Origin of the sequence: Azonexus hydrophilus DSM 23864, from assembly GCF_000429605.1 — a bacterium.
Classification (GTDB): domain Bacteria; phylum Pseudomonadota; class Gammaproteobacteria; order Burkholderiales; family Rhodocyclaceae; genus Azonexus; species Azonexus hydrophilus.
Genome location: NZ_AUCE01000018.1, coordinates 25,508 through 50,710, shown reverse-complemented (window position 1 = coordinate 50,710; position 25,203 = coordinate 25,508). Strand labels below are relative to the sequence as shown.

Here is a 25,203-nt window from a genome sequence, read left to right as displayed (position 1 = left end):
AGCACCATGAACGCACGCGACCCGAAAACCCCAAATCTTGCGCTGGTAACTGGCGATGTTGCCGAAACAGGCCAGAAAAGACGCCGTAAGCTCAAGGGCGGCGGGCCGCGTCCGATGGCGCTGGAACAGCGTATCGTATTCGACGGTGCCGGGGTGGATACGGCAGTGGCCGCCGCGCTGATCGCCGACAAGGCGGCACAAGACGCTGCGGCAGTCATTGATGCACCTGCGCAGGACACACCGACACCTGCACCAACGGCCGCGCCGCAAGAACAGGAAAACACCGCCGTTCCACTAGCGCCGACTTCTGTAGAAATCGCCTTCGTCGACACCCGCCTCACCGACTGGGAAACGCTAGTGGCCGGCATTCGTCCGGGCGTGGAAATCGTCCTCATTGATGGCAACGAAGACGGCCTCGCGCGCATCGCCGACAGCCTACAAGAGCGCAACGGCGTCGACGCCATCCACCTTTTCAGCCATGGAAATCCAGGTAGCCTCTTGCTTGGCAAAACCATCTTGAACAGCGCTACCTTGACGTATCACGCTGACACCTTGTCTTCCATCGGTTCGGCCTTGACCGCTGACGGCGATATCCTGATCTACGGTTGTAATGTGGCCGAGGGCGATAAAGGCCAAGCCTTCCTCCAATCCCTCCGCGCAGCCACCGGTGCAGATATATCGGCATCCGAGGATTTGACTGGCTCGCCCATGAAAGGGGGGGACTGGGTACTGGAATATCAGTCCGGAAAAATCGATGTTGCCACACTCCAGAGCGATGCCTACGCAGAAAATCTTGCCGTCATCAGCTCCAAAACCATTGCCCCCGGAGATAGTTGGAGTTTTGGCAGCGGCACGATCACGTGGTACGGCTCTGGGCCGGTTTATCTACTGGTTGGGTCAACGACGCATGGCGGAACGTGGGAACTGTCCGGACAAATTGGAGGGACCGAGCAGGGGGCGGCTCAATCGACCCTCGCGGCCCCGAGCACAACGGTCATTTCCGATGGTTCGACACATGATCTGGACAATGCCAGCAACTCACAAATCAATGTCAAGCTCTACTTGATGAACCTGACGGCGCCGATGGCTCCCGGCACCTACACGTACAATTTCTTCTTGCAAAACGCATCGGGTTGGGACCTGGATAACGACGGGACAGAGGATCCTGGTTTTGTCCAAAATCCATTCACGTTTGAACTCATCGTCCAAGATCCAAACCAAGCCCCCACTGCTGGGACCGCCGGTACGGTTTATGTCCCCGAAGGCCAGAACATTGGCCCCTACCTGACGAACGCCAACACCAACTCGTCCGACCCCGATGGCGACACCCTGAGCTACTCTAGCGCCTACACGGTGCCGACCAACGTCAGCCTTGCCGGAAACGTTTACCTTGGCATGCAGAACTACAACGTGTCCGACGGTTCGCTGAGTAATACGGGCTGGGTCCATGTTTACGGACAATACGTGGACAGTCCAATCTCTTGGGCCGGTAATCCAACCAACCAGACCTGGACGGCGTCGGGGACGAACAGCTACAACTTTGGTGGCGCTTCCGACCCGGACACGAGCGTTACTTACAGCTATGTGAGCGGCACGAAACCCGCCTGGATGACGGTTGCCAGCAATGGTGTGGTATCGGGCAATGTGGCGCCGGAATATGCTGGGCAGACCTACACCCTCACCGTGCGCGCTAGCGCCACGGGAACGGTGGACAAGACCTTCACGATTACCACCGGCACGGCAGCGCAGTTGAACGATCTTCCCACCTCGGCTGGAGGTTCGCGCTCGGTTGCCGAAGATGGCACACTCACCTTTGCCGCCAGCAACTTCAACTTCGCCGACCTCGACAACTCCGCCGGTGGTTCCACCGGCGTTGGCGCGGCGCTTGCCAGCGTGCGCATCGAGAGTCTGCCGGCGCACGGCACGCTGAAACTCAACGGTGTCGATGTCACGGCGTCCGACATCATCGGTGTCGCCGACCTCGGCAACCTGACCTACGAGCCAGGTGCCAATTACAACGGCAGCGACAGCTTCACCTACCGGGTCAACGACGGCATTGCCTTCTCAACCGCTGCAGCCACGATGACCCTGACCGTCACGCCGGTCAATGACGCACCGGTATTGACCGCCAGCGGCTCGGACATGACCGGTATCGACGAGGACGCCACGGCGAACGCCGGCCAGACCGTCGCCAGCATCATCGCCACTCGAACCGACATCGACACCGGTACCAACGGTGCGGGCGAAGGCACCGGGCAGGGTATCGCCATCTTCAGCACCACCGTGAACGGCCCTTCAACCGGCGGCACGTGGCAATACAAAGTAGGAGCCGGTGCCTGGACCGACATCGGGGCGGTATCGGATAGCACGGCCCTGCTCCTGGCCAGTACCGACATGATCCGCTTCGTGCCGGACGGCAAGAATGGCCAGACGGCGAGCTTCGATTACTACATATGGGATCAGGCCACGGGCAGTGGCAGTGCCGGCACCAAGATGGATGCAAGCACGCGCGGCGGAACGACTGCCTTCTCAACAGCCAGCGACGACGTGAGCATCACCGTCAGCGACATCAACGATGCGCCGACCATCGCCAAACCGGGTGCCCAGACCGTGGCCGAGGACGGTTCGCTCGGCATCACCGGCATCAGCTTCGGCGATGTGGACATCGCTGACCGCAATGACAGCGACACCGCGAATGACGGCATGGAAGCGACGCTCTCGGTCGCTCACGGCACGCTGACCCTGGCTGGAACGGCCGGCATCACCATCACCAGCGGCGCCAATGGCAGCGCCAGCATGACCATCACCGGCACCCGTAATGCGATCAACACGGCCGTAGCCACGCTCACCTATGCACCAACTGCCGACTATAGCGGTAGCGACACGCTCAGCATCGGCATCAGCGATCTCGGCAACGTCGGCAGTGGCGGTACGCTCACTGCATCGGATACCGTGAACATCACCGTGACCCCGGTGAACGACGCCCCGGTGCTGATCGATGGCATGCCGCTGTTGACCACTCGTACCGAAAAGGAAACCACCAATGCCGGCAACCTGGTCAGCGACCTGTTGGCCGGCACGGCGGGGGGCAGCAACCCGGGCGACAAGGCTGGTATAACCGATGTGGACACGCTCAACAACGGTGGCCTCGGCAATGCGCCCGAGGCGGTTGGAGAGGGTATCGCCATCTGGTCGGCAGTGAATAACCAGACCCCGGGGGGAGGCACCTGGCAATACTCGACCGACGGCGGCGGCACCTGGAACGCAATCGGCACAGTCTCCACCAGCCAGGCCCTGTTGTTGCGGGCCACCGACAAGGTACGCTTTGTACCGGATACACAAAACGGCACTGAAGCCACGCTCGGTTTTTATGCATGGGATGGCGCCACCGGTAGTTTCGGCAACAAGGTGGATGCCTCCAGCCGCGGTGGCAGCACAGCGTTTTCCACCGCCAGCGATACCGCCACCATCACCATCACCGCGATCAACGACGCGCCAACAATTACCGGGCTCGATGGTGCGCCGGCCTATACCGAAAACGCGCCAGGCGTGGTGCTCGATAGCGATGTAGTGATCGCCGACCCCGAACTTTCGGTGCTCAACGGCGGCAACGGCAACTATGCCGGCATGACGCTGACCCTGGCCCGAAACGGCGGCGCCATGGCCGAGGACACCTTCACCTTCGACACGACGGGGGCACTGTTCACCGTCGCTGGCAGCAATCTCCAGGCGGGCGGGCAAACCTTCGCCAGCTTCGGCAATAGCGGCGGCACCTTCACCATTACCTTCAACAGCAGCGGCACGCCCGCCACGCAGGCGCTGATCAATGACGTGGCCCGCCGCATTCAGTACAGCAATAGCGGTGACAATCCAGCCGCAAGCATCACCATCAACTGGATGGTTAGCGACGGTAACAGCGGCAGCCAGGGTACCGGCGGCGCATTGACCGTGGCTGGTAGCACCACGGTTGCGCCAATCACGGCGGTGAACGACGCACCAACTTTCAACGGCAGCCTCGATGCCACCACGCTCTTTTATCTTGGCGGCAACCCGGTGGTGCTTGATGCCAACGTCGCCCCCTTCGATGCTGAGCTGGCATATATCAACGGCGGCAATGGCAACTACGCAGGCATGACGCTGACCATCGTCCGTAGCGGCGGTGCCAACGCGCAGGATGTATTGGGCTTCGCCGGCAGCGCCTTGTTTACCGTTTCGGGTAGCAACCTGCAGGCCGGCGGCCAGACCTTCGCCACCTTCACCAATAGCGGCGGCGCGCTGGCAATCACCTTCACCAGCACCGGCACCGTTGCCACCCAGGCCCTGGTCAACGATGTAGCACGCCACATTCTGTATAGCAACGTCGGTGGCATCCCGCCCACCTCCGTAGCCCTGGAATGGACGCTGGCCGACCACAATACCGGTGCCCAAGGCATCGGCGGTGCGCTAACGGCGATGAACACCCTTTCCGTGCAGATTGTCGCCCCGGTAGTTGGCGGAACCGGGACCAGCACCGCGACGGGAACGGGCACCTCGACAAGTACCGGCACATCCACTGGGATATCTACCAGCACCGGCACGTATACCGGAACAGACACCGGTACCAGCACGTCGACCGGTCCTCATACCGGTGGCCCGACTGGCACAGCGACCGGCGTGTTTACCGGTACCGGAACATCAACCACCGGCACGCCGACCGGAACTGCGACCGGCGTCTATACCGGCACGGGAACCTCGGACACCGGCACGGGCGACAATCCAACCGGTACGGCAACAGGTGTTTACACCGGTACTGGCACATCAACTACGGGAACCGGCACCTTCACCAGTAGCGGTCCATTCACCGGAACCGGAACCTTCACCGGCACCGGCACTTCCGACACAGGAACAGGCACTTTCGGTACCGGCGGCACAGGAGGCACGGGTACTGCCGAAACAGGCACAGGAACAGGCGCCTTCACGGGCACCGGGACGTCTGACACCAGCGTTACGGGAAGCTTTACAGGCACGGGTACCGGAGCTTTCACCGGCACGGGAACAGGAACGTCGGATACGGGTACAGGCACTGGCCCATTCACGGGTACCGGCACCGGCACCTTTGCCACGGGTACCGGCACTTCCACTACCGGAACCGGCACGGGTACTTCCACCGGCACCGGTGGCTTCACCAGCAGCCTGCCGCCGAGCGGTACAGGAACCGGCACGGGAACAGCCGACAGCCCGACAGGTACCGGTACCATTGGCACTGGGACCACCGATGGCGGCGGTACCAGCACCGGCGGAGCAGGAGCCTTTACCGGGACGGGAACCGGAACCTTCACCGGCACCGGAACCTCCGATACGGGTACAGGCACTGGCCCATTCACGGGTGCCGGCACCGGCATCTTTGCCACAGGAACAGGCACTTCCACTACCGGCACCGGCACGGGTACTTCCACCGGCACCGGCGGCTTCACCAGCAGTCTGCCACCGAGCGGCACCGGTAGTACGGATACCGGCACAGGCGGAACGGGGGGCACTGGTGGCACGGGGACTGCCGACGCAGGTACCGGAACGGGTGGCTTTACCGGCACGGGGACAGGTCCATTCACTGGCACTGGAACAGGTTCGCCGGATACCGGAACAGGCGGTTTCGCAGGCACAGGTACGGGCACATCCACCGGTACCTCCACCACAGGAAGCGGGACAGGAACGTCGACCGGCACCGATACCGGAACCGGTGGATTCACCAGCAGCCTGCCGCCAAGCGGCACCGGCTCTGGTGGCACAGGCACAACCGACGGCACTGGCGGCGGTACGGGGACCGCAGACATTGGTACGCCGACAGGCTCGAGTAGAGGATCGGGAACGGGTACGTCGGACACCGGAACCGGAAGCACTGGCGGCACGGGGGCCTCTGACGGAGGAGCTACCGGCACAGGCAGTTCGGGTACTAGCGGAACTAGTACAGCAAACGCGGAAGATACCGGCAGATCAGCGTTGGGGGTTGGTGGCGCGGCCAACCGAGCTGGCGCAGGTGGCAGTTCGGAAGGTGGAGCCGGTGATCGCGATACCATCAATGCCGGTAGTGGAGCCCAGGGGCAGTTCGAAAACCGTAGCCTGACCCAGTCTCAAGGCTTCCAGATCGTGGTGATACGTGGCGAAGGTGAACAAGGCGAGGCATTGCGCGTCTTCAAGGGCATCCCGGACGTGGAAATTCCACAGGTGCGCCGGGTGGTCGATCTGGTCGTCCCGCGCGACGCTTTCGCTCACGGCCGATCGGACGTCACCGTAACGCTGGTGGCAACCCTGCTCAATGGTGATCCTTTGCCGGAATGGCTGAAGTTCGATCCGATCAAGGGGCACTTCCAGGGCGACGTACCGGAGGGCTTCGCGGACGAAATAACGATTCGCGTGATCGCCACAGACAATACCGGAGCAACTGTAGAGACGATCTTCCGTATCCGGATCGTCGAGGCCGAGAAGCAAGCGCCCATAGGCAAAGCATCGCTGACCCGACAACTGGCCGAAGCTGGCCGTGCTATGCGACTAGGCGAGCGCGATGCGCTGCTGGCGAAGATGCGCGGCGGCGAGTCGCTGGTTGGCCACGCGGTGCCGCTGAGAGGGCAGAAAGTCTGAGGCTGGTCCGAATTGTTGTTGCCGGATGGCCTGGTCGTACTTGCGATCAGGCCATCCCGGCACGCAGCACCAGAACCATTTTCTTCGGCAGAAGATAGAGATGCCGCGGGTTTAAGAGGGGCAATTCGAATAAGCGGGAGAAAGCAGCCGGGGATCATACCGGCTAATCCAATTCTCAGATTTTCTCAGTTTCGCCGCCTTCCCTTTACCTAACATCACCCCATCCCGGCGTAAGCCCTAAGCGATGGAAATCCCTCAATGAACCCCTCCCTCCGACGCAAGAAAGAACGCGCAACCTTGCGCGTTCGCCACCTCGGCCCGGAGGATGCCTGTGCGGTCCATCTGCGTACGCAATTAGCCGAGCAAGGCCATGCAATATCAGAGCTGGATGGAACTGCTCCCTGCGACGTACTGATCGACCGCACCTCGACTTCTCCGGCCGAGCTGCGGGCGGCCTTTCTGGCGGCAGGTCCGGTGGCGCATTACGTCCTGGTATCGAGCTTTCGCGTCTATCCCGCCGTGCCACGCCTGGCGCCGTGGCGTGAGGATGAGCTCACCCAGGTCAGCGATCTCGCTCCGTGGTCAGACGCCGGCATGGTGCAGGCACGTGCGCTGGAGCGTGAGTTGCGGCTGATTGCCGGCAAGACGCCGTTCACGATACTACGCCCGGCCCCGCTCGAAGGCGGGGAAACCGATTTGGGGATCACGAACTGGGCAGTCGAGCGTGTTCTGGAAGGCGAACTGCTGGTGCTTCCCGAAGGCGAATTGCCCAGTTACCGCATTTGTTCGCCTCTCGATCTGGCCAATGCGCTGGCTACCGTCGCAGGCCGGAAGGAGGCTTTCGGTCAGACCTGCAATGTGGTGAATCAGGGGTTGCTCGGCTATTGGGGCCACGCCGCGCTGATACGCGACGGACTGGGCAAGCACCTGCATTTTGGCTATGTAGGAGCAGGCCGCTGGCGGGCAGCGGGCCTGCAACTACCAGGCATCACGCTGGTTCCAGCCGCCCTGATGGCCGTATCCCCCCTATTGCTCAATCTGGGCTGGGAGCCGCAAGACCCGATCGAATTCATGCACCAGCGCGCGCGCGAAGCTGCGGAAAACCGTGATCCTGTCGCGGGTCAGACGCTGGCGCTTGAACGCCGCCTACTGGCGGAAACGGAAGTCCGAACCCGAATGCCAGCCCCCCGGGCGCAGCACGCTAGCCGGCAATGGAAGCTCTCGGCCTGGGCAGGGCAGCCGGCGAGCCTTTCGCTCACACGCCAGCCCGAGCCGCATGCCATGCCGAACCCGTTGGTCAAGGTTCGCGCTCTGGCCCTTCAGGCGGCCGAAGAGCGCTTTCTGCGCGGCGAATATCCGCAAGTGGGCGAGCGGGCAATCGGTCACAACGCGATTCTTGAAATCCTGCGACTGCCGCCCGATGAAACCGATTTGCGCGTTGGCCAGCAGGTCCTGCCGGTCTCGGCCATGCCCTGTCATGAGCCCGCCTGTCGCCTCTGTGGCGGGCATCATGGCGTTCTCGGCATCGGTTGCGACGGCTATGGTCTGGGCGTGTGCACCACGCCGCTCGGGCATTTGGTGCCAGTACCGGCAAACCTTGGCCAGATAGCACTCCTCGCCGATGCGCTGGCCAGCCTGATCGCCGCCCTCGACGAAGCGCTGAAAGCCGACAATACCCCGGTCTGGATTGCAGGGCGCACGGTCGAAGCCGCACTGGTCAGCTATCTGGTGCAGGATGCCGGACGCCATGCAGTGCATGTGGATCGCCGCGACTGGGGGCACGAGGAATTCCCAGTCACGGCCATCGACCCGCTGCTCGAACGCCTGAACCAAGGCGAATTCACCCGGCCCGGGTTGGCCGTCGATCTCACCGGCTGCGCCGAGGTGTCCTGGTCGCTATCGCATGCGCTCGCCAAGGGCGGGCACCTGTTCGTGCGCCGCCGCCCACCAGGCATCGCACACGGCATCCATTGGCACGAGATGCATGCGGCCGCGCCAAGCCGGGCTGCCTTGGAAAACGCTCTGGAACGCCTGCAACAATGGGCAAAGTTCCGCAACCTTGCCAAACGCATCGGTCCGGCCGTGCCACTAGATTGCTATTGGGATGCGCTCCTGCCGGCCCCCTTCTGCCAACCCTATCTAGAGGAAGCGGCATGAAGACACTGCTGCTCGGTGGCAACCGCTTCGTTGGCGTGGAAATGGCCTGGCAACTGTTGCAGGCCGGCCATCAACTGACCGTGCTGGCACTGGATTCGCCGCCAGCCGATCTACGCCCGCACATCCGCTGGCTGCGCGCCAACCGCGATGACGAAGGGGCGCTGGTCGCGCTCTTTGCCGGAGAAAGCTTTGACTGCGTGGTGGACAACATCGCCTATGTTCCCGAGCACATGAAGCCGACGCTGGCCGCATTGCGGGGCCGCATCGGCCGCTACCTGCTGACCGGCACGACCGACGTGTATCCGCATAACCACCCGCGTAGCTGGCGCGAGGAGGAAGTGGATATCCGCGACTACGACCTCACCGGTCTCTCCGGCCCGGCCCACTACAACTACGGCAAGCGTTCCTGTCAGGCACTACTGGAGGCGTCGGGCGTTGCCTGGACGGTGCTGCGCCCCTGCGTGGTCACCGGACCACGCGACAACCGAACCGGCGCGCCCAACGGCCGAAGCTTGCATTGGTTCGAATCCGGTTCGCGCAGCCATTTCTGGGCATCACGCATCCGGGATGGCGGGCCGATTCTGCTTGCCGCCAACGATGAGACATTGTTCAACTTGGTCTGGGTCGGCGATGTAGCACGCGCGGCGGCGCACCTACTTTCCCGTGATGACACAGTTGGTGAGGCCTACAACGTGGTAGGCGACGAGGTATGGACGAACGAGCGGCTGGTCAAGGGGTTGGCCCATGCAGCCGGGATCACGCCAGAACTGGTCCATTTACCAATGGCCGAGATTGAGGCGGCGGGGCTGGATTATTTCCCGGTCTACGGCACAGGGGCCGGCTGGACGCTCTACGAAAACGCCAAGTTGAAGAGCGTTGGCTGGCAGCCGACACCGGCCGCAGACTGGTTGCCGCGCCTGCTGGAAGCCGATCCGGAACCTGTCCTGAAGAGTTGGTATCACACACGGCTGGCGGAAATCGCGCTGGCAAAGAAGCAACAACGTGAGCGGATACAGGCGCCATCATTCGCATCTATTATCCCGCCAGCGCCGATTTTTTTGATTCGCCACGACGCGCCGCCGATTGCCGGGGTCGCCCGCGTCGAGCCTGGCCGCATCGGGGTTGGTACCTGGATGGGTGATTTGTCCGCCGAGACCGACCGGCGCTATGTTGAGACGCTGGTCCATGCCGCCACGCGCGGCCTCAATGTCTTCGACACCGCCATCAACTACCGTCACATGAAAGCAGAGCGTTGCGTTGGCGCCGCCTTACGCTGCCTCACCCGTCTTGGCATTCCGCGCGAGGCTTTGCTGGTATGCAGCAAAGGGGGATACATCACTCATGACGCCGACGCGGCGCAGGCCGCCGACGCCTGGTTGCGCGAACACTATCTGCTGCCCGGCTTGATCGATGAAGATGCGCTGATCCGCCGTCATTGCATCACTCCCGAATTCATTGCCCATCAACTCGAACAAAGCCGCTCCAACCTCGGGCTCGAAACCTTGGACATCTACTACCTGCACAACCCGGAGGACGATCTGGAAACGCTCGGCGAAGAAGCTTTCTACCGGCAACTCGGTCAAACCTTTGTCGTGCTTGAGGAGGCCGTGGCGGCGGGAAAAATTGCCACGTATGGCCTGGCTACCTGGGATGGTCTGCGGGTGAGCAGCGACGACGCCCGACACCTGTCGCTGGAACGCGCGGTGACCCTGGCTCAGGCTGCGGCCAAGCAGGTCGGCGTGAGTGAACACCATCTGGCCGCCGTGCAACTGCCATGCAATGTGCGCGATCATCAAAGCTACAGCCTGCCTACTCAGCGCGTCGGCAATACCCTGCTGCCGGCGATTGCGGCGGCAGAGCGGCTAGGCATGCACGTTTTCACCAGCGCGAGTGTCTTGCAGGGCCATCAGGCCCCGGCGCGCCTTGAAGCTTTGATGCCCGGACTGACGGCAACGACCGCGGCGCTGGGTGCCGTGGTAAGCATGCCCGGCGTGGGAACCGCGCTGGTGGGCATGAGGAGTCCCGCACGCGTCGAAGAGGCCATGGCCCTGCTGGCGAGACCACTGCTTGATGCGGCGCAACTTCGCAAGGCGCTGGTCGACGCATGAACATGCCCCACGAAGCGGCCACAGGCGAAGTCGTTGCCCTCGCCAACCTGCTGCACCTGACGCGGCGTGTCCGTCAGGCGCGCGATGCGGCCGAGCTCGCCTATGTGGCGATGAACGAAACCCTTCTGCTACTACCCTACCGGCAGGCGGTACTGTGGCTCGATGGCCGCGTGGCGGCCCTCTCTGGTGTGGTCAGCCCGGAAGCCAATGCGCCCTACGTACAATGGTTAAAGCGCCTGATTGCCAGCCTCGACTCGGGCAAAGCGCAGCCGGTTGATCAGACTAGCCTGCCGGACCAGGTGCGCGAGGAGTGGCAGGAATGGCTGCCGGAAAATGCGCTGTGGATACCGCTGCCAGCGGCGGGGAGGCATTTCACGGGCGGTGGCTGGTTGTTGGCCAGGGATGACCCATTCAACGAGGGCGAACTGGCACTGGTGCAGGAATGGGCTGAAATCTGGACGCCGGCCTGGGCGCTGATGCATGTACCGGGCTGGAAGGAAGCGTTCCGGGAATGGCGTGCCGAGTTGATTGCCGCGCTGCCCGACCGGGAGGACTGGCAACAACTCAAACCTGCCCTCCGCCAGCCGGGGCGCTGGCGTGCGACGATCAAAGCCGCCTGGGCGCAAAAACGCTTGAAATGGGCGCTTGGCATCCTGTTAGTGGCGCTATTCCCGGTGCGCCTATCGGTGCTTGCACCCGGCGAACTGGTGCCCGCCCAGCCGGCAGTGCTGCGCGCACCGCTAGATGGCGTTATCGACAAGATTCATGTGCAACCCAACCAGAAGGTGAAAGCCGGCGACCTGCTATTCGAGTTCGACCGAGCCACGCTGGCGAGCAAGCTGGCGGTCGCCGAGCAGGCCTATGCTACGGCCGAAGCGGAGTATCGCCAGTTTGCCCAGCAGGCTCTGCAGGACGACAAGATGAAGGGCAAGATGGTGATCAGTCTCGGCGCGCTCGAGGAAAAGAAAACTGAGGTGCTTTACCTGCGTGAAATCAATCAGCGCAGCAGCGTGACTGCACCGCGCGACGGTGTGGCCATCTTCGATGATCCTACCGAGTGGAGCGGGCGACCGGTGAGCACTGGCGAGAAGGTCATGATGGTGGCTGCCGAAAACGATGTGGAGATCGAAGCATGGCTCTCGCCCGCCGACGTGATCGAACTCGATCAGGGCAATGAGGTAACGCTGTATCTCAACACTCGACCTTTCTCACCGATCAAGGGCAAGGTCCGTTATCTGGCATTCGAAGCACAGCAACGGCCTGAAGGGCATTACGCTTACCGTCTACGCGCCGCCATTGCGCAGGATGACCGCCATGAACGCGCCGGTCTCAAGGGCACCGCAAAGGTCAATGGCAAACGAGTGCCAGCCATTTACTGGGTGCTGAGGAAGCCACTCGCCGCGTTGCGGAATTTCGTCGGGATCTGAAAACCGATGGAAGATACAGCCCCTCCCAACGGTTTTGAATCCCTACTGGCCCCGCTGCCGGAACTGCGTGAGGAACTGACGCTGCATCCGGGGCCACCGGGAGGCGACGGCTCGCCTACCTGGTCGTTGCAGGACCCGGTGCGCAACCTGTTCTTCCGCATCGATTGGACCAGCTTTGAAATACTCTCGCGCTGGTCACTGGGCACGCCCATCGCCGTCGCCGAAGCAGTAACAACGCAAACCACGCTTGATGTCGGCCCGGAGGATGTGTTCGAGGTTGTGCGCTTCCTCACCGAGAACGAGTTGTTGCGCATCGCCGATGCCGCCGGTTCGCAACGATTTGCAGCCATCGCACAGCGCCGCAAAAGCGGCTGGGCGAGATGGCTTCTTCATCACTACCTGTTTTTCCGCGTACCGCTGATTCGCCCCGATAGCTTGCTGGAGCGCCTGTCGCCCCTCGCTTCCTCCCTGTTTACCAGCAGTTTCATCAAACTTACCCTGGCGGTACTGGCTATCGGGTTGATCGAGGTAGCACGTCAGTGGGAGACATTTTCCGCCACACTGATCGACACGTTTAGCTGGCAAGGTCTGATGGGTTACGGCCTGGCGCTGATCTTCGTGAAAATCCTGCATGAATTCGGCCACGCCCTTATGGCCAAACGATTTGGTTGTCGCGTGCCGGTGATGGGGGTGGCTTTCCTGGTGATGTGGCCAATGGCCTATACCGACGTCAACGAGACCTGGAAACTACCTGACCGGCGCCGACGCCTGCTGGTCAGTGGTGCCGGCATCCTGACCGAACTGGTACTGGCCGCCTGGGCAACCCTCGCCTGGGCACTGATGCCGGAGGGGCCGCTCAAGGGCGCGATGTTCCTGTTGGCCACCACCACCTGGGTATCGACACTCGCCATCAACGCCAGTCCATTCCTGCGCTTCGACGGCTACTTCCTGCTGTGCGACTGGCTGGACATGCCCAACCTGCACCAGCGGGCGTTCGCACTGGCGCGCTGGCGCCTGCGCGAAAGTCTATTCGGTCTGGGCGACCCGGTACCGGAACATTTACCGAAGGCACGGCACAAGGGGCTGATCGTCTTTGCCTTCATCACCTGGCTGTATCGTTTGGTGATTTTCCTGGGCATCGCGGTGCTGGTCTATGAATTTTTCGTCAAACTGCTTGGCCTGTTCTTGTTCATCGTCGAAATCGTCTGGTTCATTGCCATCCCTATCTGGTCAGAGCTGAAGGTGTGGTGGCAACGCCGTGCCGACATTCGTGTCACGGCCCGTTCCCGCCGCACGGCATGGTTAGCCGGTGCGCTGATGGTGCTGGCGATCATTCCCTGGCGGCTGACGGTCGAATCTCAGGGAATGCTCAGACCAACCCAGAGTTACGCCGTCATCACACCGGCGGGAGCACGCGTTGCTGGTTTGCCCCACAAGCATCTGAGCACGGTTGCACAGGGCGACGAATTGATCCGGCTGGAGTCGCCGGAGTTGGCACTGCGTCAGGCTAATTTGCGACAGCGGCTGGAAACGCTCAGCTACCAGGCACGCGCCGCGACAGTGGATGACGAACTCAAGAGCCGGCGCCTCGTATTCATGGAGGAATTGGCCGGTGTCGAGGCACAACTGACCGCGATAGAGGATGAACTCCGCCGCCTGCGCCCGCTCGCGCCTTTTGATGGTGTCCTGCTGGATCTGCCGCCCGATGTGGAAGCAGGCCAATGGCTACCGCGCAACACGCATATTGCCACGCTGGCGCGACTCGATGGCTGGCGGGTTGAAACCTTCCTCCCGGAAGCCGAGGTGGCACGTATCGGCATCGGTTACTGGGGCCGATTCATCACCGAGACAGCCGGTGGCGGTAGTTTCTGGCTAAAGGTCGAACGGATTGACGAAGATGCCTCCCGCTCCTTGCCGGAACCGATGCTGGCAGCAACTCGCGGCGGACAGATACTGGCACGCGAAAAGGGCGCAAGCCTCGTTCCTGATCACGCAATGTATCGGGTGACGCTTCGTGCAACAGGACAGCCAGAAGCTCAGCAAATACTGCGCGGCAAAGTCATCATCCTCGGCAACCCGACTACCTTGGCAGCGGCTTTTTTACGGTCGACGTCAGGCTTGTTAATTCGAGAAGCCGGCTTTTGATAGAGCTTCTTAGCAAATTTCAATAGAACTGAGGAAGTGGCTCTGGCAACACTCTGTCCGCAGTCCTGACAGCCGGGGAACGAGAGCGCTCCCCGGCTGAGTTATAAATGTCCTTTCTGACTGAAACCGTAGCCATCAGGCCACGATTTCAGTCCCCAAATTTCCTGCAGCGCTAGTTCCGGCGCCAGCCGGAATTTTCGGATTTCGGGTGCCAACCCTAGATCCGACCCAAGACTGCATAGGCCGCCAGGCCTGATACACACTTTCGCAAACGCTCCCAGCTTTCGGTACGAGGTGCCAACCTCGCTGTTGCTTACGCAACTCCCGATGGACTTCGGTCGTATCGTCCAGTCGGTTTAAAACCTACTCACCAAGTCTCCCTCTCTCTGCGTCGCCCTGAACGGTGCCACCCGATCCAGTCGGCAGAGAGATTCCCCAATTAGATTGCAGCTACTGCGAAATACAACGCCACTGTCTCAGCAAAGCAACTAGCCATTCCGGCTTTCCGTAGATTTCCCCAACTCGATGTTCCATAGCAGTTCAGGTACTCATTGCTTGCGTCATCGACGACGAACCATGGCTCAGTGCCGATGGCTTTGTACTTCTCCGCACAGCACCCTCGAGGGGTGCCGTTACAGGGTTGAGCTATCCATTGACCCCGGATTTCTTCGGGTGCCGATATCGCCAGCTTTCGCCTTGATACCCTCACGCCTCACGACGTGCTCAAAAGCCTTCCTGTGCGGCAAACGTTGCACCCTTTCGGTATGCCCCGCCGGCGAGACTCGACTCGCTTTCACCTACAACCAGGTCACGTGATCATTGCCTATCACGCGCCGTTTCATGGTCGCCCAACACCCCGGTTTCGGTGATTGGGTCGAACAGGGGAATTGCACCCCCGAGCGCCCAGCGTAGCGCAGCGAGCCTGATTAGAGGCACTGCGCTTCAGCGTTTGCTCGACAGGAGATTGGCGATCTCCCGTCTGCTGGTCTGGCGGACCAGCGTGACTTTCGTCTGTGTGTTTTGCAGTTGGCGGCCTGCCTGCTGGAGACACGAACTGGATGGTTCGTATCGCCACGGAGCAGCCCGCCGGGCATGCGCCACCCCCGGTGATCACCGGGGCGCTGCCCTGCAAAAATGTTCTGTCCTGTTTGTGTATAACGCGGATTTTTGGAAATCCGCACACCTCCACATAGGAACATCAATACGTGTGGCTTCGCCACACCAAATCACACTGCAACGATGCGGGTTCGCAACGAACCCGCAAAATGGGACCTCCCCGCACTATACGGAGACATGTTCATCCATGGAGTATCGTCATGTCCCTGCCCAGACCAGCTTCAACCCCGGTCTCTCAGTCGAAATCTGCGGCACTTTCGCGCACGCTGGACTTGGTAACGCGTGGCTACACGCGATACATCACCGGCACCTGTCCCGCCCATAAGGCAATCGGCCTGGCCCAAAAATTCCACGACAAATACGGTATCGGGCGCTCGCCCGCGCAACGGATAACGCGCAAGCAGAAGGGGCTGGCGAATGCCGCGTTGGTCATGTACTGGCCGGGGTATGTCGGCTCTCGGGCTGAGCCCGATCTCTTGTCAGGGGCAGCGCCAATAATGGTTCCTGATTTGAGCACCAACCAGGAATCAACATTGGACATTCCGGTGCCCCCGGAAACCGCGCTGGCAGATTCCTGCAACAGCACCAAAAAGATTCCTGATTCAGTTCCTGAAGTGGCATGGGCGCTGCTCGTTACCGAAGGTGCCGGCCCGGTCGCAGAACAGGAAGAACTCGGTTCCGTATTTGGTCACCGCCGGCTGTCTTGGCTGGGCTATGAACTGGTGCGTCTACCGAAACGCGGAGGCACAAGCTGGACGTGGCGCCGGTCGAAGTCGGAGGTAGCCGAATGGTATGCCCTACTTGGCGACCAGCTTGCTCACAGAAAACAATCTGCGGTCGCCGAAACATTGCGCCTGATTGCACAGCAGCCAGGGTTTGCTGGCGTGCGGAGTCAGAGCTGGGAGCTGATTCAGTTTGCGCGTAGCCGGGGGTACTCCGGGGACGTCCCGTTCTTGTTCCACATGCAGAAGATTTGTCACGGTATCGCATTGAGACTGGGGTGATGCCCATGGTACTGGCTGATTTCCTTGACATCCGCTTCGCAGAGCGCCTAACCTGCGCCCGTTGCCGAAACAAAGGCAACCGGGGGTGGAAGCCCGAATGGAGTTTGACTGAGCTACTGCGCATGCGCAGTAGCTCAGTTGCGCTTGGCGTCCCAATGGGCGGCCGGGCGAGGGGAGCCTTCGGGCTCGCCGGTGCTCCATCGGTCTTCCAACCTTCGTTTCGGTCGCCCACCCGATTGGAAGCGGGTGTGGTGATTCATTTCATCACTGGAGCCGCTCATGAGCGAACAAAACTTATCCCCGGGAAGCAATCCTTCCCAGACATCCGAAACCTCGGCGGGCGAGCGTCTTGTGCGCCTGATTTCTGTCGAACCTTGGCTGCATCCGGCGGTCATGGAGGATGAGACAGCCAACATTGTTTCAATGAACGCTAGCTTTCGCGTTCGACACGCTCGACTGGAACAACTTGCGGATCGCGTCAATGCTGCCATCGCACCACTGGCGGCATGTCGTAAAGGCTGTCGCTACTGTTGCTCGATGGTCACGCTGATTTATCGCTTTGAAGCGGTCAGGTTAGCTGCCGTCACCGGACGGAAGATGGTGGAACTCCCTTACCGTTCTCACGACCAGGTCATTCACATCAATCGCCTGCGGCCTCAGCAACAATGCGTGTTCTTGAAAGACGGGAACTGCTCTGTCTACGAACACCGGCCGATGATATGTCGTTTGCACCATTCACTTGCGAATGATGCTGAGCCTTGCCGGACGTTGGTTCCGGGGCATACCAATGGGGTGATGATGTATGACCCTGATTTTGTCGAGGTGCCATATCACGCGCTGGTTCGTGCGACGCGACCCAGGGAACCCTGGGGCGCAATCACCGAATTTTTCCCGGTTGAGGGAGGGTAGGGGTTTTAGGGAACCCATATCTGCCTGATTGGCTGATTACTGAGGCTCATCGACTGCAAACCGGTTTGCAGTCGGTGGCTATTTCAGTAGATCGGAGGGCTTTCGGAGGTTACGCAGAGCGAAATGCATTTTTGAACTATACGGAAAGTCACCTTTCTGGGGGGGCGTCGACCCATTTGTACCCCCAGTGGGCTCTCGCAGGTGTTGTGGCTTAAGTACAGAAGAACTATAGCGGAGGCTCTAACATCAGAAAAACGAGATGTGGCAAATGAATACAAGGGAGGGCAATGACATCTCCTGTCATTGCGATAGGCGAAACTGACGACTCCTTCTCAACAACACAGGAGCCAGCAATGAACACCAATCTACAAGCAGTGTCGTCTGCGGGATATCGCCGCGCTAACAAAGAAGAGATTGAGCAAGCAGCAATGGCACTGCGTTCGGTCGATGGTGCCGTTGCAGGCCTCATAGAGTCCGACCATGCTCTTGCACTCGGCAACGATCTTGCCATTGTTGTTAGCGATTTTGGCGCGGTGCCGGAAGGTGCGCTTGTGCTCTTGGTTCCTCCTGGAAGGTACTGCGTACCTAGCAAAGTGCTCGAACAGGTGCAATACATCATAGGCCTGGCCTGGAAAGCGAGCGACTATCCGGTGCTTGAATTACAGGCTGAGCCTACTTCTGTGACCAGCTCGGATACTCTTGAAGTCACCGATTTATGCGTTGTTTATACCAGCGCCGGCCTGATCGGTCTTACCCTTGAGGCTTCCCGCCCCACGGTACTAGAACTCTTTTTGGGTGGCGATAGGCAGTTTTCGGATATTTTCTTCAACGTCCACTGGCAAGAAAACGTCGACGGCTACGATCAAGCAAATTGCCGTGCAGTGAACGGCCGGGATTGGTTGATCGCGGCTTATGGTGAAAGCATGTGTCGCCGCCGCAATGTCATCGAAAATGGGCTCGATGCCTTTCACCGGGGCATGATGAACACCATTGACGGTGTGTTCCGCCCTCTGGTTCGTGCTGCAGAAAAGGTTGACCGGATACTCGGGTTGAAATGACCGGATCGGAGCCCGTAAAAAAACTACGGGCTCCAAGTCAGGTCCTGTTGGCGGACTGTTGTCCGATATAACTCTTTACTCGGAGAAATCGGGAAACTCTTCGAGTGCCAGCAGATACAAAATAGCTCGAGCACGGCTCGCACCGATATACAGCCAGTCGGGGTGTTTTGCGGCGTTGGCATCAATACCGACCAGAATGACGACATCGGCCTCTAGGCCCTTGAAACCCTGTATCGTACCGACGCGGATTTTTCCGGTCGAGGGAGTAGCCATATCGGCAGAAGTATTGAATTGAGACAAACCGGTTCGCCATGCAGATTTCGCATTCTCCATCCGATACGGGGAAAGAATGACGATTTGTTCCGGGGTGATATTTTCCTTCTGGGTCAGCTCATGCAATAAGCTTCTCAATTGCCCAGACATTATGTCGAAATCCGCAGAGCGCAGGGTGATCGGCAGGGCTCCGCTCAGCACCCGGAATGCAGCTGGCATTGGATACTGGGCGATATGGGCGGCAAACTCGCCAATCGGCTTCGGGTTACGCAAATTGGTTTCCAATTGCATCGGCGCAGCTACGAAAGGAGCCTCCCAAGTGCTGCCATGTTGATAAATAGCCTGCTGCCTGTCGTAAAAACAGTACCAACCAAAATTGTCACGGCCCAATGCGGACAGCGCTATCCACCAAGTTGAGGCAAAGTCCATCGCCTCATCGACGATCAGGGTGTCAAAACGGACAGTCAGTAGCTCGCTGGCGTTGAGCAACAATTCTGCTGCCCCATCGCGGAAGAAGCGGGCGCGTTGCTCCGGATTGTCGATAATCTCGTAAGGCAAGCCTGCTTGTGTCGCCATCTGGTGCACAAGTTCATGAAAATTGGTGACCTGCACTTCATGGCAATCGGCTAGACAAGCAGCCAGATGGTTGGCCAGTTGCTTGTTGAAACAGGTAACCAAAACCGACTTTCCCTGTGCCGCGTGCTCGCGTGCCAACATGCAGGCGAGCAGCGTCTTGCCCGTTCCTGCGCCGCCTTCGACCAGTAAGCGTGACTGACTGCGCAACATTCGCAATACGGACATCTGCTGCTCGGTTGCCTGATGGAGTGATTCGAGGGTGCTATCAACCTGCACCGATAGCGGCACCAGCAAATGGCAATCCGGCGCTAGCAATTCCTTCAATGCTTGCTGTTGGCTACGACTCCACGCCGGGCCATTGGGAGCAGCCTCACGCAGCAGCGCGAGCAAAGCAGATTCGGGAGCTTTCAAAGCATTGCGGTCCAACAGGAAATGCCGCGAAGGGATTTCCATCGGCGCGGATGCTTTCCAGGTAATCTCGGGAAACCATACGGCATGCGTCACTATCAGCGCATCTGCACCCATCCCAAGGCGTTGCCTTAGTTTTTCCTGCAGGGCGTAGCGATTGCGGCGTGCTTGGGCCATCGGCGACTGCTTCATCGGCAATCCTGACCCGTAATACCAACTGCCGTTACGCACCGCGACTTCCCCAGCCTTGATCTCGAATACCACCAGTCCGTACGCAGGATGGAAAACCACGACATCTGCTTCACCAATGCTTTCGCCGTCACGCTGCAACAGCCGCCACTCCACCGTGGAAAAAAACAGCCATGGCGCGGGAAGGGTAGAAAGGGCAACAAATACGCGAGATTCCGCACGTTGACCGATGGTGTATAGGTGCTGGTTGGGGGCGTCGCTGATTAACATGCAATTAAAGTTCGGTGCTAAGGGGGACCTGTATTGAGTGTATTCCAGCTCCGCAAGTTGCTTCAGCTACTAGCACCATAGGATGCCTCTACTTGGATATTCCCCAAGTCTTTCACTCTTACTCATACCTCAGATAATGAAATAACAATGGCTATGGACAGCGGCTATATCTGCCATGCATCCCAATCCGTTGCCCCCAGGTTTATGCTGGCGGAAATTTTCAACATCCGAAGCAAGCTGTTCGGATTGTTGTAAATACCTGTCAGACAGCCCGAGGTGAATTTGTGGCAATTATTCAACACCAAATGGTACCCCACTCGTTTTCCGACTTGTGCAAGTGCTCGCTCGGCAACACTCGACGATCCGACAGCTTGACCTTTGCTGCTTGACACGCGAATTCGTAAGCCGAGTCCACCACTGACAAATTGCTCAGGGGCGACCAGACAGACATCTCCTTCACTGTTCAACTCAACGATCCGGTTGTCACCTACATAAATGCCGGAATGCTGCATATAGTTGGGGATCAGCTCGGTGTAAACGACGCTGCCGGGTACTGGAGAAACTCCGGACCCGGCATAAAGATCACTCGCTGCGAGACTTGCCAACAGCGGGTATGCTCCGACTGAAGTGTCGGTGAATTTACCAATATATCCAGCTGGGTTGCTTCTGAATTCCTCCAGCGTGCCTTGGACAATTTTTCCAAGCATTTCTGTGAGAACAAAAGACATGTTCGATGGCACCCTGAGTTCATACATAGATTGGCTTCCGGCGTGTCAGAAAAACTGCTTACAAACGGGGAGCGACTGCATCCTGAATGACGCTGGACGATACGTATCCCATCCCCGATACAACGATGACCAGGATTGGGATGTGTCAGTTTCAGGTAGCCAAAATACGTTGTTGGATTGCAGCCGCCTTTTCCATTATTTCGCTGTTGGCACGATCTTCCTTACTGAAACCTTCACGCAATGCATCAATCTGCATCGAGATATTGGCAAAAAAAGTATCGATCGATGGGGTAATGGCGGCTGTTGTTGCCGATTCAAAATCGTTTGCCAGCTTTCGGGCGAGATCGTCGATTTCTTGCAGAGCTCGTTCGCGTTGCTGACTTTGCTCGTCAATCTGACGTTCGAGCTGTTTTGTGTCGGAGTCGCCGGAAAAAATGTCCCACAATCCCATCACAACAGTGATGGCGGGGCCGATGTATGGCACTTTCGTCATGATGCTACCAGCCAGTTTTTCCATCGTTTTTGGGCCGATTCCTTTCATTAGGGTCGGGAGCCAATCCTTAGTCAGTTTTAGTGCCTCGACGATATGCCCTGGCTTAACTAATGCCGCAATCTGGGTCGCCATCTGGGCGACATTGTCAGGAGAGATTGTAGAAGCCGGTGAGGTACTTTCTGTGCCGGTATTTTTTTCCTGCACAGCACCTACAGTCGTTTGTTCGGGGATTGTGATTTTTTCTCCCCCCAAATTAATTGAGGGCAAAGCCGCCTGCAGTTCCTCGATGTCATCTTGGATTTTGTGCACGAAGACGGTAAGTTCGTTCTCAAGGGAAATCGAAATGTGCTGCCCTTTTTGCTGGATCAACACTTCGATGGCGTTCTGGCTACTTTTCGGCGAACTTCTGAGCAGCGCCTTACTGCTCTCGTAAATTGTTTGGCGGCAGCGGGAAATTTCCTGATGGATTTCCTTCCTTGTTTTATGCTTTTGTACTTCTGTTTGTTTCAGAAGCATGCCATATTTTTTCACTAGATCGGCGCTTGAAAGCCCCTTGAGTGCTTGTATATATTGCTCTGAAAACGTTCCCAGTTTTTCTTTTAATCGACAATAAACATCGTCGTGGGAAATACCTTCTAGAAAATTCAGAAGGTCAGCTTCGAACTCGGGGAAGCCACTACTTGCAAACAGCTTTTCCCAATGGGCCATTTTTTCTGTACGGCTTTGGAATGCTCGCTTTGCATTGACCTTGAGGATCGGAATATCTTTGAGTACCTCTGTGAGTCCGTGTTCCGTGGCTAGTTTTTGCAAACGTTGGCGAGTTTGATCCTTGAGTTTGATGTAATCCGCTTCGCCTATGGCATCTTTCTCGTTGAAAACCAGAAAGACCTGTTTTTTCTCCTTGACAAGCTCGATCAAGGTACTCAGGGTTTTTTCTTCTTCGGCAACTCCGATCGGGTTGACGACAAAAATTATCGCGTCCGCTTTCAGCAGCTGACTATTGGTGACATTTTCGTGTTCGATGGGGGCATCGATGCCTGGAGTATCCAGAATACGGAATTGCCGCCAAACGTAAGTAGCAACCGAATCGGTTGTCGGTACGTCGTCAACGACAGCGGCTTCCTCGCCGATCAGGGCATTGATCAGAGTGCTTTTGCCAGCGTTATAAACACCGTACACCATGATTGATGCATCTGGTTCGTTTTTTTTGGCTTCAAAAGCTGGTTTGATATTGCTGAATTCGCTTTCCAGCAGTGGTTTGGTAACAAGCAGGCTTTGCATTTCATCGTAGGCCCCAAACAATTTGGCAGCGTTGATGCTCATGGTGGTGTATTCCTTATATGTGGCTCAGTTTCATTTGGGTCTTGTCGATCAGGTTTTGCAGTGTCTTTTCGACGGATGCAATTTCGTTTCCCAAGTCGTCAGTCAATCGCTGTGCATCCTTGACCAAGGCGGTGAGAAGAATTTCAGCTTGTGTAGTGATCGTTTCCTCTAGGCAATGGATGCATACGGTCATTGCTGATTGCTTGATGGCTTGGAGGTTGTCTCCTAGAGTGATTTCAATAGTCCGAGTTTCCTTCGTTGCGTCGCTACCGGTCATGGCGCCGCCCGCACCACCAACTGCTGCCCCAATCGCCATACCGACCGGGCCGAACAGGGAACCCACCGTTGCCCCAATCAAACTTCCAAGGCCGCTATTGCGCTTGCGCGTCCCCCCCCTGACGCCGACTGGAATTTCCTCCTCTGCCGTGTCGATTGCAAACTCTGGGAGTTTGACTAGGTCGCTGGTTTGATAGGTATATATGACCGAATTGCGGAAATCCTGCATGACCTCGGTGAAGACTTGTGCCAAGCCATCTTCAATCAAGCCCTGTAGCTTTTCGCCGAGTTGCCCCTGCATTTTTTTGATGCTTCTTTGTGTAATTTCCCGATTGTTTCGGTTTTTTTCTAGCGCGTCGAATTGATGGTGTATTTCATTGCGCATGTTTTCTTGAGCAACGTGAATTACCTGCCTGAGCGCTCTAGGGATCTTTTTCTGAATTTCACTGATAGGTATTTCGAGATTCTGAATAAGCTGACGATAAGGTTTCAGGTCATCCATGCAGCCTTCCAGAAACTTCCGAAAATTAGTCATCGGCACTTGTTGCTTGAGCCTGATTCCTTCGGCATTGATAAGTTCGCCAATAGCACTGAACAGCTCCCCCATACCGCTGTCGGTAAGGGCTTTGGCATCATCCTCGTGTAATTGGGCGTAGCGAGCTGAGAATGAAACGATGCGGATATCCCGTGTTTCCGGCAAATTCAGCTTATTCAACTCGTTGCGCACGTGAGCATGCTGTTTTGCGCAACGGTCCTTGTCCTTCATGATTACGGTACGGATGGGCTGTTCGGTTGCTTCGTCCCATTCTTCGACGACATCGTCGCTACCGGTCAAAAGCAGTAGGGTTTTCTTGTCTTTTCTAACAAGTTCTTTGATTTCTGCGAGATCGCTTGCACGCCCCGGTGCATCAGATTTCATCGTGTAAAGAATCAGGTCGGCATGGTCCACATACTCTTTTGCCAGTTGTCCATTCTCCTTGTTGACCGAATGGAGACCGGGCGAGTCGACCCAAGTCAACCCAGAGAGCTTGAATCCCTGGATGGTGCTGGTTGCTTCCGTCGCTCCAACACGAAATTCGCGCTGCTGTTCCGCTTCCTTAGGCGCATCTCCACCTATGACACCGCTGTTGTCGTGCGAGAAATACTTGGGCAGAAGCGAGGGGGGTACTTTAGTTTTTTCGATACCCTTCGGGTCGGTATTGCCCCAGGCTATGTAGTTGCCCAAGGAGCTCTTGCAAGATTTGACCTTACCGTAGACGAAAACAAGTAGCGAATCATTGAAGCCGGCGCGGAATTCAAGACCCTTGTTACGGCTTGAGATTTTCCTGTCCCAAGCTTCGTTGGTTTTGCTTATCAACGAGATGAAACCTTTGATGTTTTCTGTCAAAGGGTTGTTGTCGGGAAGTTTTCCTTGTGCTTCGTACAACCTGCCGGTGAGGCGTTGTTGAAACGTTGTGCGGATACTTTCGAAATCTTCATCCTGCAGTTTGGCTTCGGTTAGTGCCTGACTGAACTGGATTTCGAGTTTTTCAAAGGTATGAAGCAACTCTTGGCGACAGATTGGCATTTTAATTAGTGGTGTTTTTTAATTTGTGTTTGATTTTCATCAAGGCCAGCTTCTTATGCTTCAAATCATTGATGGATGACGTGGATGCTTCGATTTCCTCGCTGAAATATTTGAATTGCGTGGCCGGAGATATATTAACTGAATAGTTTTGACCAAGAAACGAAAGGTTCGTTTGAACTTCAGGTGTGAGGTGCTTATGGGCCCAGAAAATCTGTTGGTCGCTGCCCGCCTGAAGTCCGCTGCGAAGGGTGTGACTAAATCCATGATTTTCAAATTGCAAGAAAATTAGGTCTTGTAGCGCATAAGTAATATCCCGGCTGAATTTTTCGCCGGTGCTGGCAAATTCAATCTCAAGAAGTTCGATTTTTTTGTCTTTTTCTGCTTTTCTGGCTTTTCTTTCGGCTTTTTCCTGTCGGCGACGCTCTTCTTCGTAAGATGAGTAGTCATCTCGGCTGCTAGAAGAGCTATCGTCCTCTGTCATTTTTTTGGCTGCATAGCCAACAACAGACGCAGTTATTGCACCGGCTATCCATAATAAAGGAAGTGGCATTTGTTGCTCCT

13 protein-coding genes and 1 pseudogene are annotated in these 25,203 nt (G+C 57.9%); 9 read left to right on the top strand and 5 right to left on the bottom strand.

Translation table 11 applies throughout. From position 1 onward, the window contains the following. The first annotated feature begins 6 nt into the window (after nt 1-6). From G471_RS19140 to G471_RS0110225, 8 genes are all read left to right on the top strand, one after another. Nucleotides 7-6,615 carry a DUF4347 domain-containing protein gene (locus G471_RS19140; RefSeq protein WP_028995265.1) on the top strand — a complete coding sequence of 2,203 codons (6,609 nt, stop codon included), beginning with the start codon at nt 7-9 and terminating at the stop codon, nt 6,613-6,615. A gap of 258 nt (nt 6,616-6,873) precedes the next feature. Further along, nucleotides 6,874-8,772 (top strand): hypothetical protein, encoded by a 1,899-nt coding sequence (locus G471_RS19135; protein ID WP_157272500.1) that lies wholly within the window; start codon nt 6,874-6,876, stop codon nt 8,770-8,772. Continuing rightward, on the top strand, nt 8,769-10,880 hold the full coding sequence (locus tag G471_RS18380; protein WP_051295434.1) for an aldo/keto reductase: 2,112 nt from the start codon (nt 8,769-8,771) through the stop codon (nt 10,878-10,880). The genes G471_RS19135 and G471_RS18380 overlap by 4 nt, the downstream gene beginning before the upstream one ends. Further along, nucleotides 10,877-12,307, top strand: a complete 1,431-nt coding sequence (locus G471_RS0110240; protein WP_051295433.1) for an efflux RND transporter periplasmic adaptor subunit — start codon at nt 10,877-10,879, stop codon at nt 12,305-12,307. Before G471_RS18380 ends, G471_RS0110240 begins: the two co-directional genes overlap by 4 nt. 6 nt (nt 12,308-12,313) lie before the next feature. Then, a complete protein-coding gene (locus G471_RS0110235) occupies nt 12,314-14,452 on the top strand; it encodes a site-2 protease family protein (protein ID WP_051295432.1) in 2,139 nt (712 codons plus the stop codon). 1,316 nt (nt 14,453-15,768) lie between these two features. After that, complete coding sequence (locus G471_RS0110230; RefSeq protein ID WP_043421447.1) at nt 15,769-16,572, top strand: hypothetical protein; 804 nt, start codon at nt 15,769-15,771, stop codon at nt 16,570-16,572. 279 nt (nt 16,573-16,851) lie between these two features. Continuing rightward, the gene (locus G471_RS18790) at nt 16,852-17,481 is read left to right on the top strand and encodes a YkgJ family cysteine cluster protein (RefSeq protein ID WP_081700212.1); all 630 of its coding nucleotides are present in this window, start codon (nt 16,852-16,854) and stop codon (nt 17,479-17,481) included. A 353-nt stretch (nt 17,482-17,834) separates the two neighbouring features. Next, nucleotides 17,835-18,539 (top strand): hypothetical protein, encoded by a 705-nt coding sequence (locus G471_RS0110225; RefSeq protein WP_028995260.1) that lies wholly within the window; start codon nt 17,835-17,837, stop codon nt 18,537-18,539. A gap of 75 nt (nt 18,540-18,614) precedes the next feature. Here G471_RS0110225 and G471_RS0110220 read toward each other — a convergent pair whose 3' ends face one another. From G471_RS0110220 to G471_RS0110210, 3 genes are all read right to left on the bottom strand, one after another. Further along, nucleotides 18,615-20,255 (bottom strand): nuclease-related domain-containing DEAD/DEAH box helicase, encoded by a 1,641-nt coding sequence (locus G471_RS0110220; RefSeq protein ID WP_028995259.1) that lies wholly within the window; start codon nt 20,253-20,255, stop codon nt 18,615-18,617. Nucleotides 20,256-20,419: 164 nt separating this feature from the next. Then, nucleotides 20,420-20,983, bottom strand: coding sequence for a lecithin retinol acyltransferase family protein (locus G471_RS19400; RefSeq protein ID WP_211226419.1), 564 nt, complete (start codon nt 20,981-20,983; stop codon nt 20,420-20,422). A 151-nt stretch (nt 20,984-21,134) separates the two neighbouring features. Then, nucleotides 21,135-22,799, bottom strand: a complete 1,665-nt coding sequence (locus tag G471_RS0110210) for a GTPase (protein ID WP_028995258.1) — start codon at nt 22,797-22,799, stop codon at nt 21,135-21,137. Between G471_RS0110210 and G471_RS19630 the strand changes: the two genes are divergently transcribed. Further along, complete coding sequence (locus tag G471_RS19630) at nt 22,792-22,971, top strand: hypothetical protein (protein WP_425387152.1); 180 nt, start codon at nt 22,792-22,794, stop codon at nt 22,969-22,971. The two genes, G471_RS0110210 and G471_RS19630, sit on opposite strands and share 8 nt — an antisense overlap. 954 nt (nt 22,972-23,925) lie before the next feature. On the opposite strand, the pseudogene G471_RS19640 reads toward G471_RS19630, so the two are convergent. Both G471_RS19640 and G471_RS0110200 read right to left on the bottom strand, forming a co-directional pair. Next, nucleotides 23,926-24,642, bottom strand: a pseudogene (locus tag G471_RS19640) (dynamin family protein); the annotation flags it as partial. Nucleotide 24,643: 1 nt separating this feature from the next. Next, entirely contained in the window at nt 24,644-25,192 is a 549-nt protein-coding gene (locus G471_RS0110200; RefSeq protein ID WP_157272499.1) for a hypothetical protein, read from the bottom strand. Between the last annotated feature and the right edge of the window lie 11 nt (nt 25,193-25,203).

What these genes read in the sequence shown, in the direction of transcription:
- G471_RS0110240 (WP_051295433.1), top strand. Translation starts at nt 10,877, where the DNA reads ATGAACATGCCCCACGAAGCGGCCACAGGCGAAGTCGTTGCCCTCGCC.
- G471_RS0110210 (WP_028995258.1), bottom strand. Translation starts at nt 22,799, where the DNA reads ATGAGCATCAACGCTGCCAAATTGTTTGGGGCCTACGATGAAATGCAA.
- G471_RS19630 (WP_425387152.1), top strand. Translation starts at nt 22,792, where the DNA reads ATGCTCATGGTGGTGTATTCCTTATATGTGGCTCAGTTTCATTTGGGT.
- G471_RS0110235 (WP_051295432.1), top strand. Translation starts at nt 12,314, where the DNA reads ATGGAAGATACAGCCCCTCCCAACGGTTTTGAATCCCTACTGGCCCCG.
- G471_RS0110230 (WP_043421447.1), top strand. Translation starts at nt 15,769, where the DNA reads ATGTCCCTGCCCAGACCAGCTTCAACCCCGGTCTCTCAGTCGAAATCT.
- G471_RS19400 (WP_211226419.1), bottom strand. Translation starts at nt 20,983, where the DNA reads ATGTCTTTTGTTCTCACAGAAATGCTTGGAAAAATTGTCCAAGGCACG.
- G471_RS18380 (WP_051295434.1), top strand. Translation starts at nt 8,769, where the DNA reads ATGAAGACACTGCTGCTCGGTGGCAACCGCTTCGTTGGCGTGGAAATG.
- G471_RS19135 (WP_157272500.1), top strand. Translation starts at nt 6,874, where the DNA reads ATGAACCCCTCCCTCCGACGCAAGAAAGAACGCGCAACCTTGCGCGTT.
- G471_RS18790 (WP_081700212.1), top strand. Translation starts at nt 16,852, where the DNA reads ATGAGCGAACAAAACTTATCCCCGGGAAGCAATCCTTCCCAGACATCC.
- G471_RS0110200 (WP_157272499.1), bottom strand. Translation starts at nt 25,192, where the DNA reads ATGCCACTTCCTTTATTATGGATAGCCGGTGCAATAACTGCGTCTGTT.
- G471_RS0110220 (WP_028995259.1), bottom strand. Translation starts at nt 20,255, where the DNA reads ATGTTAATCAGCGACGCCCCCAACCAGCACCTATACACCATCGGTCAA.
- G471_RS0110225 (WP_028995260.1), top strand. Translation starts at nt 17,835, where the DNA reads ATGAACACCAATCTACAAGCAGTGTCGTCTGCGGGATATCGCCGCGCT.
- G471_RS19140 (WP_028995265.1), top strand. Translation starts at nt 7, where the DNA reads ATGAACGCACGCGACCCGAAAACCCCAAATCTTGCGCTGGTAACTGGC.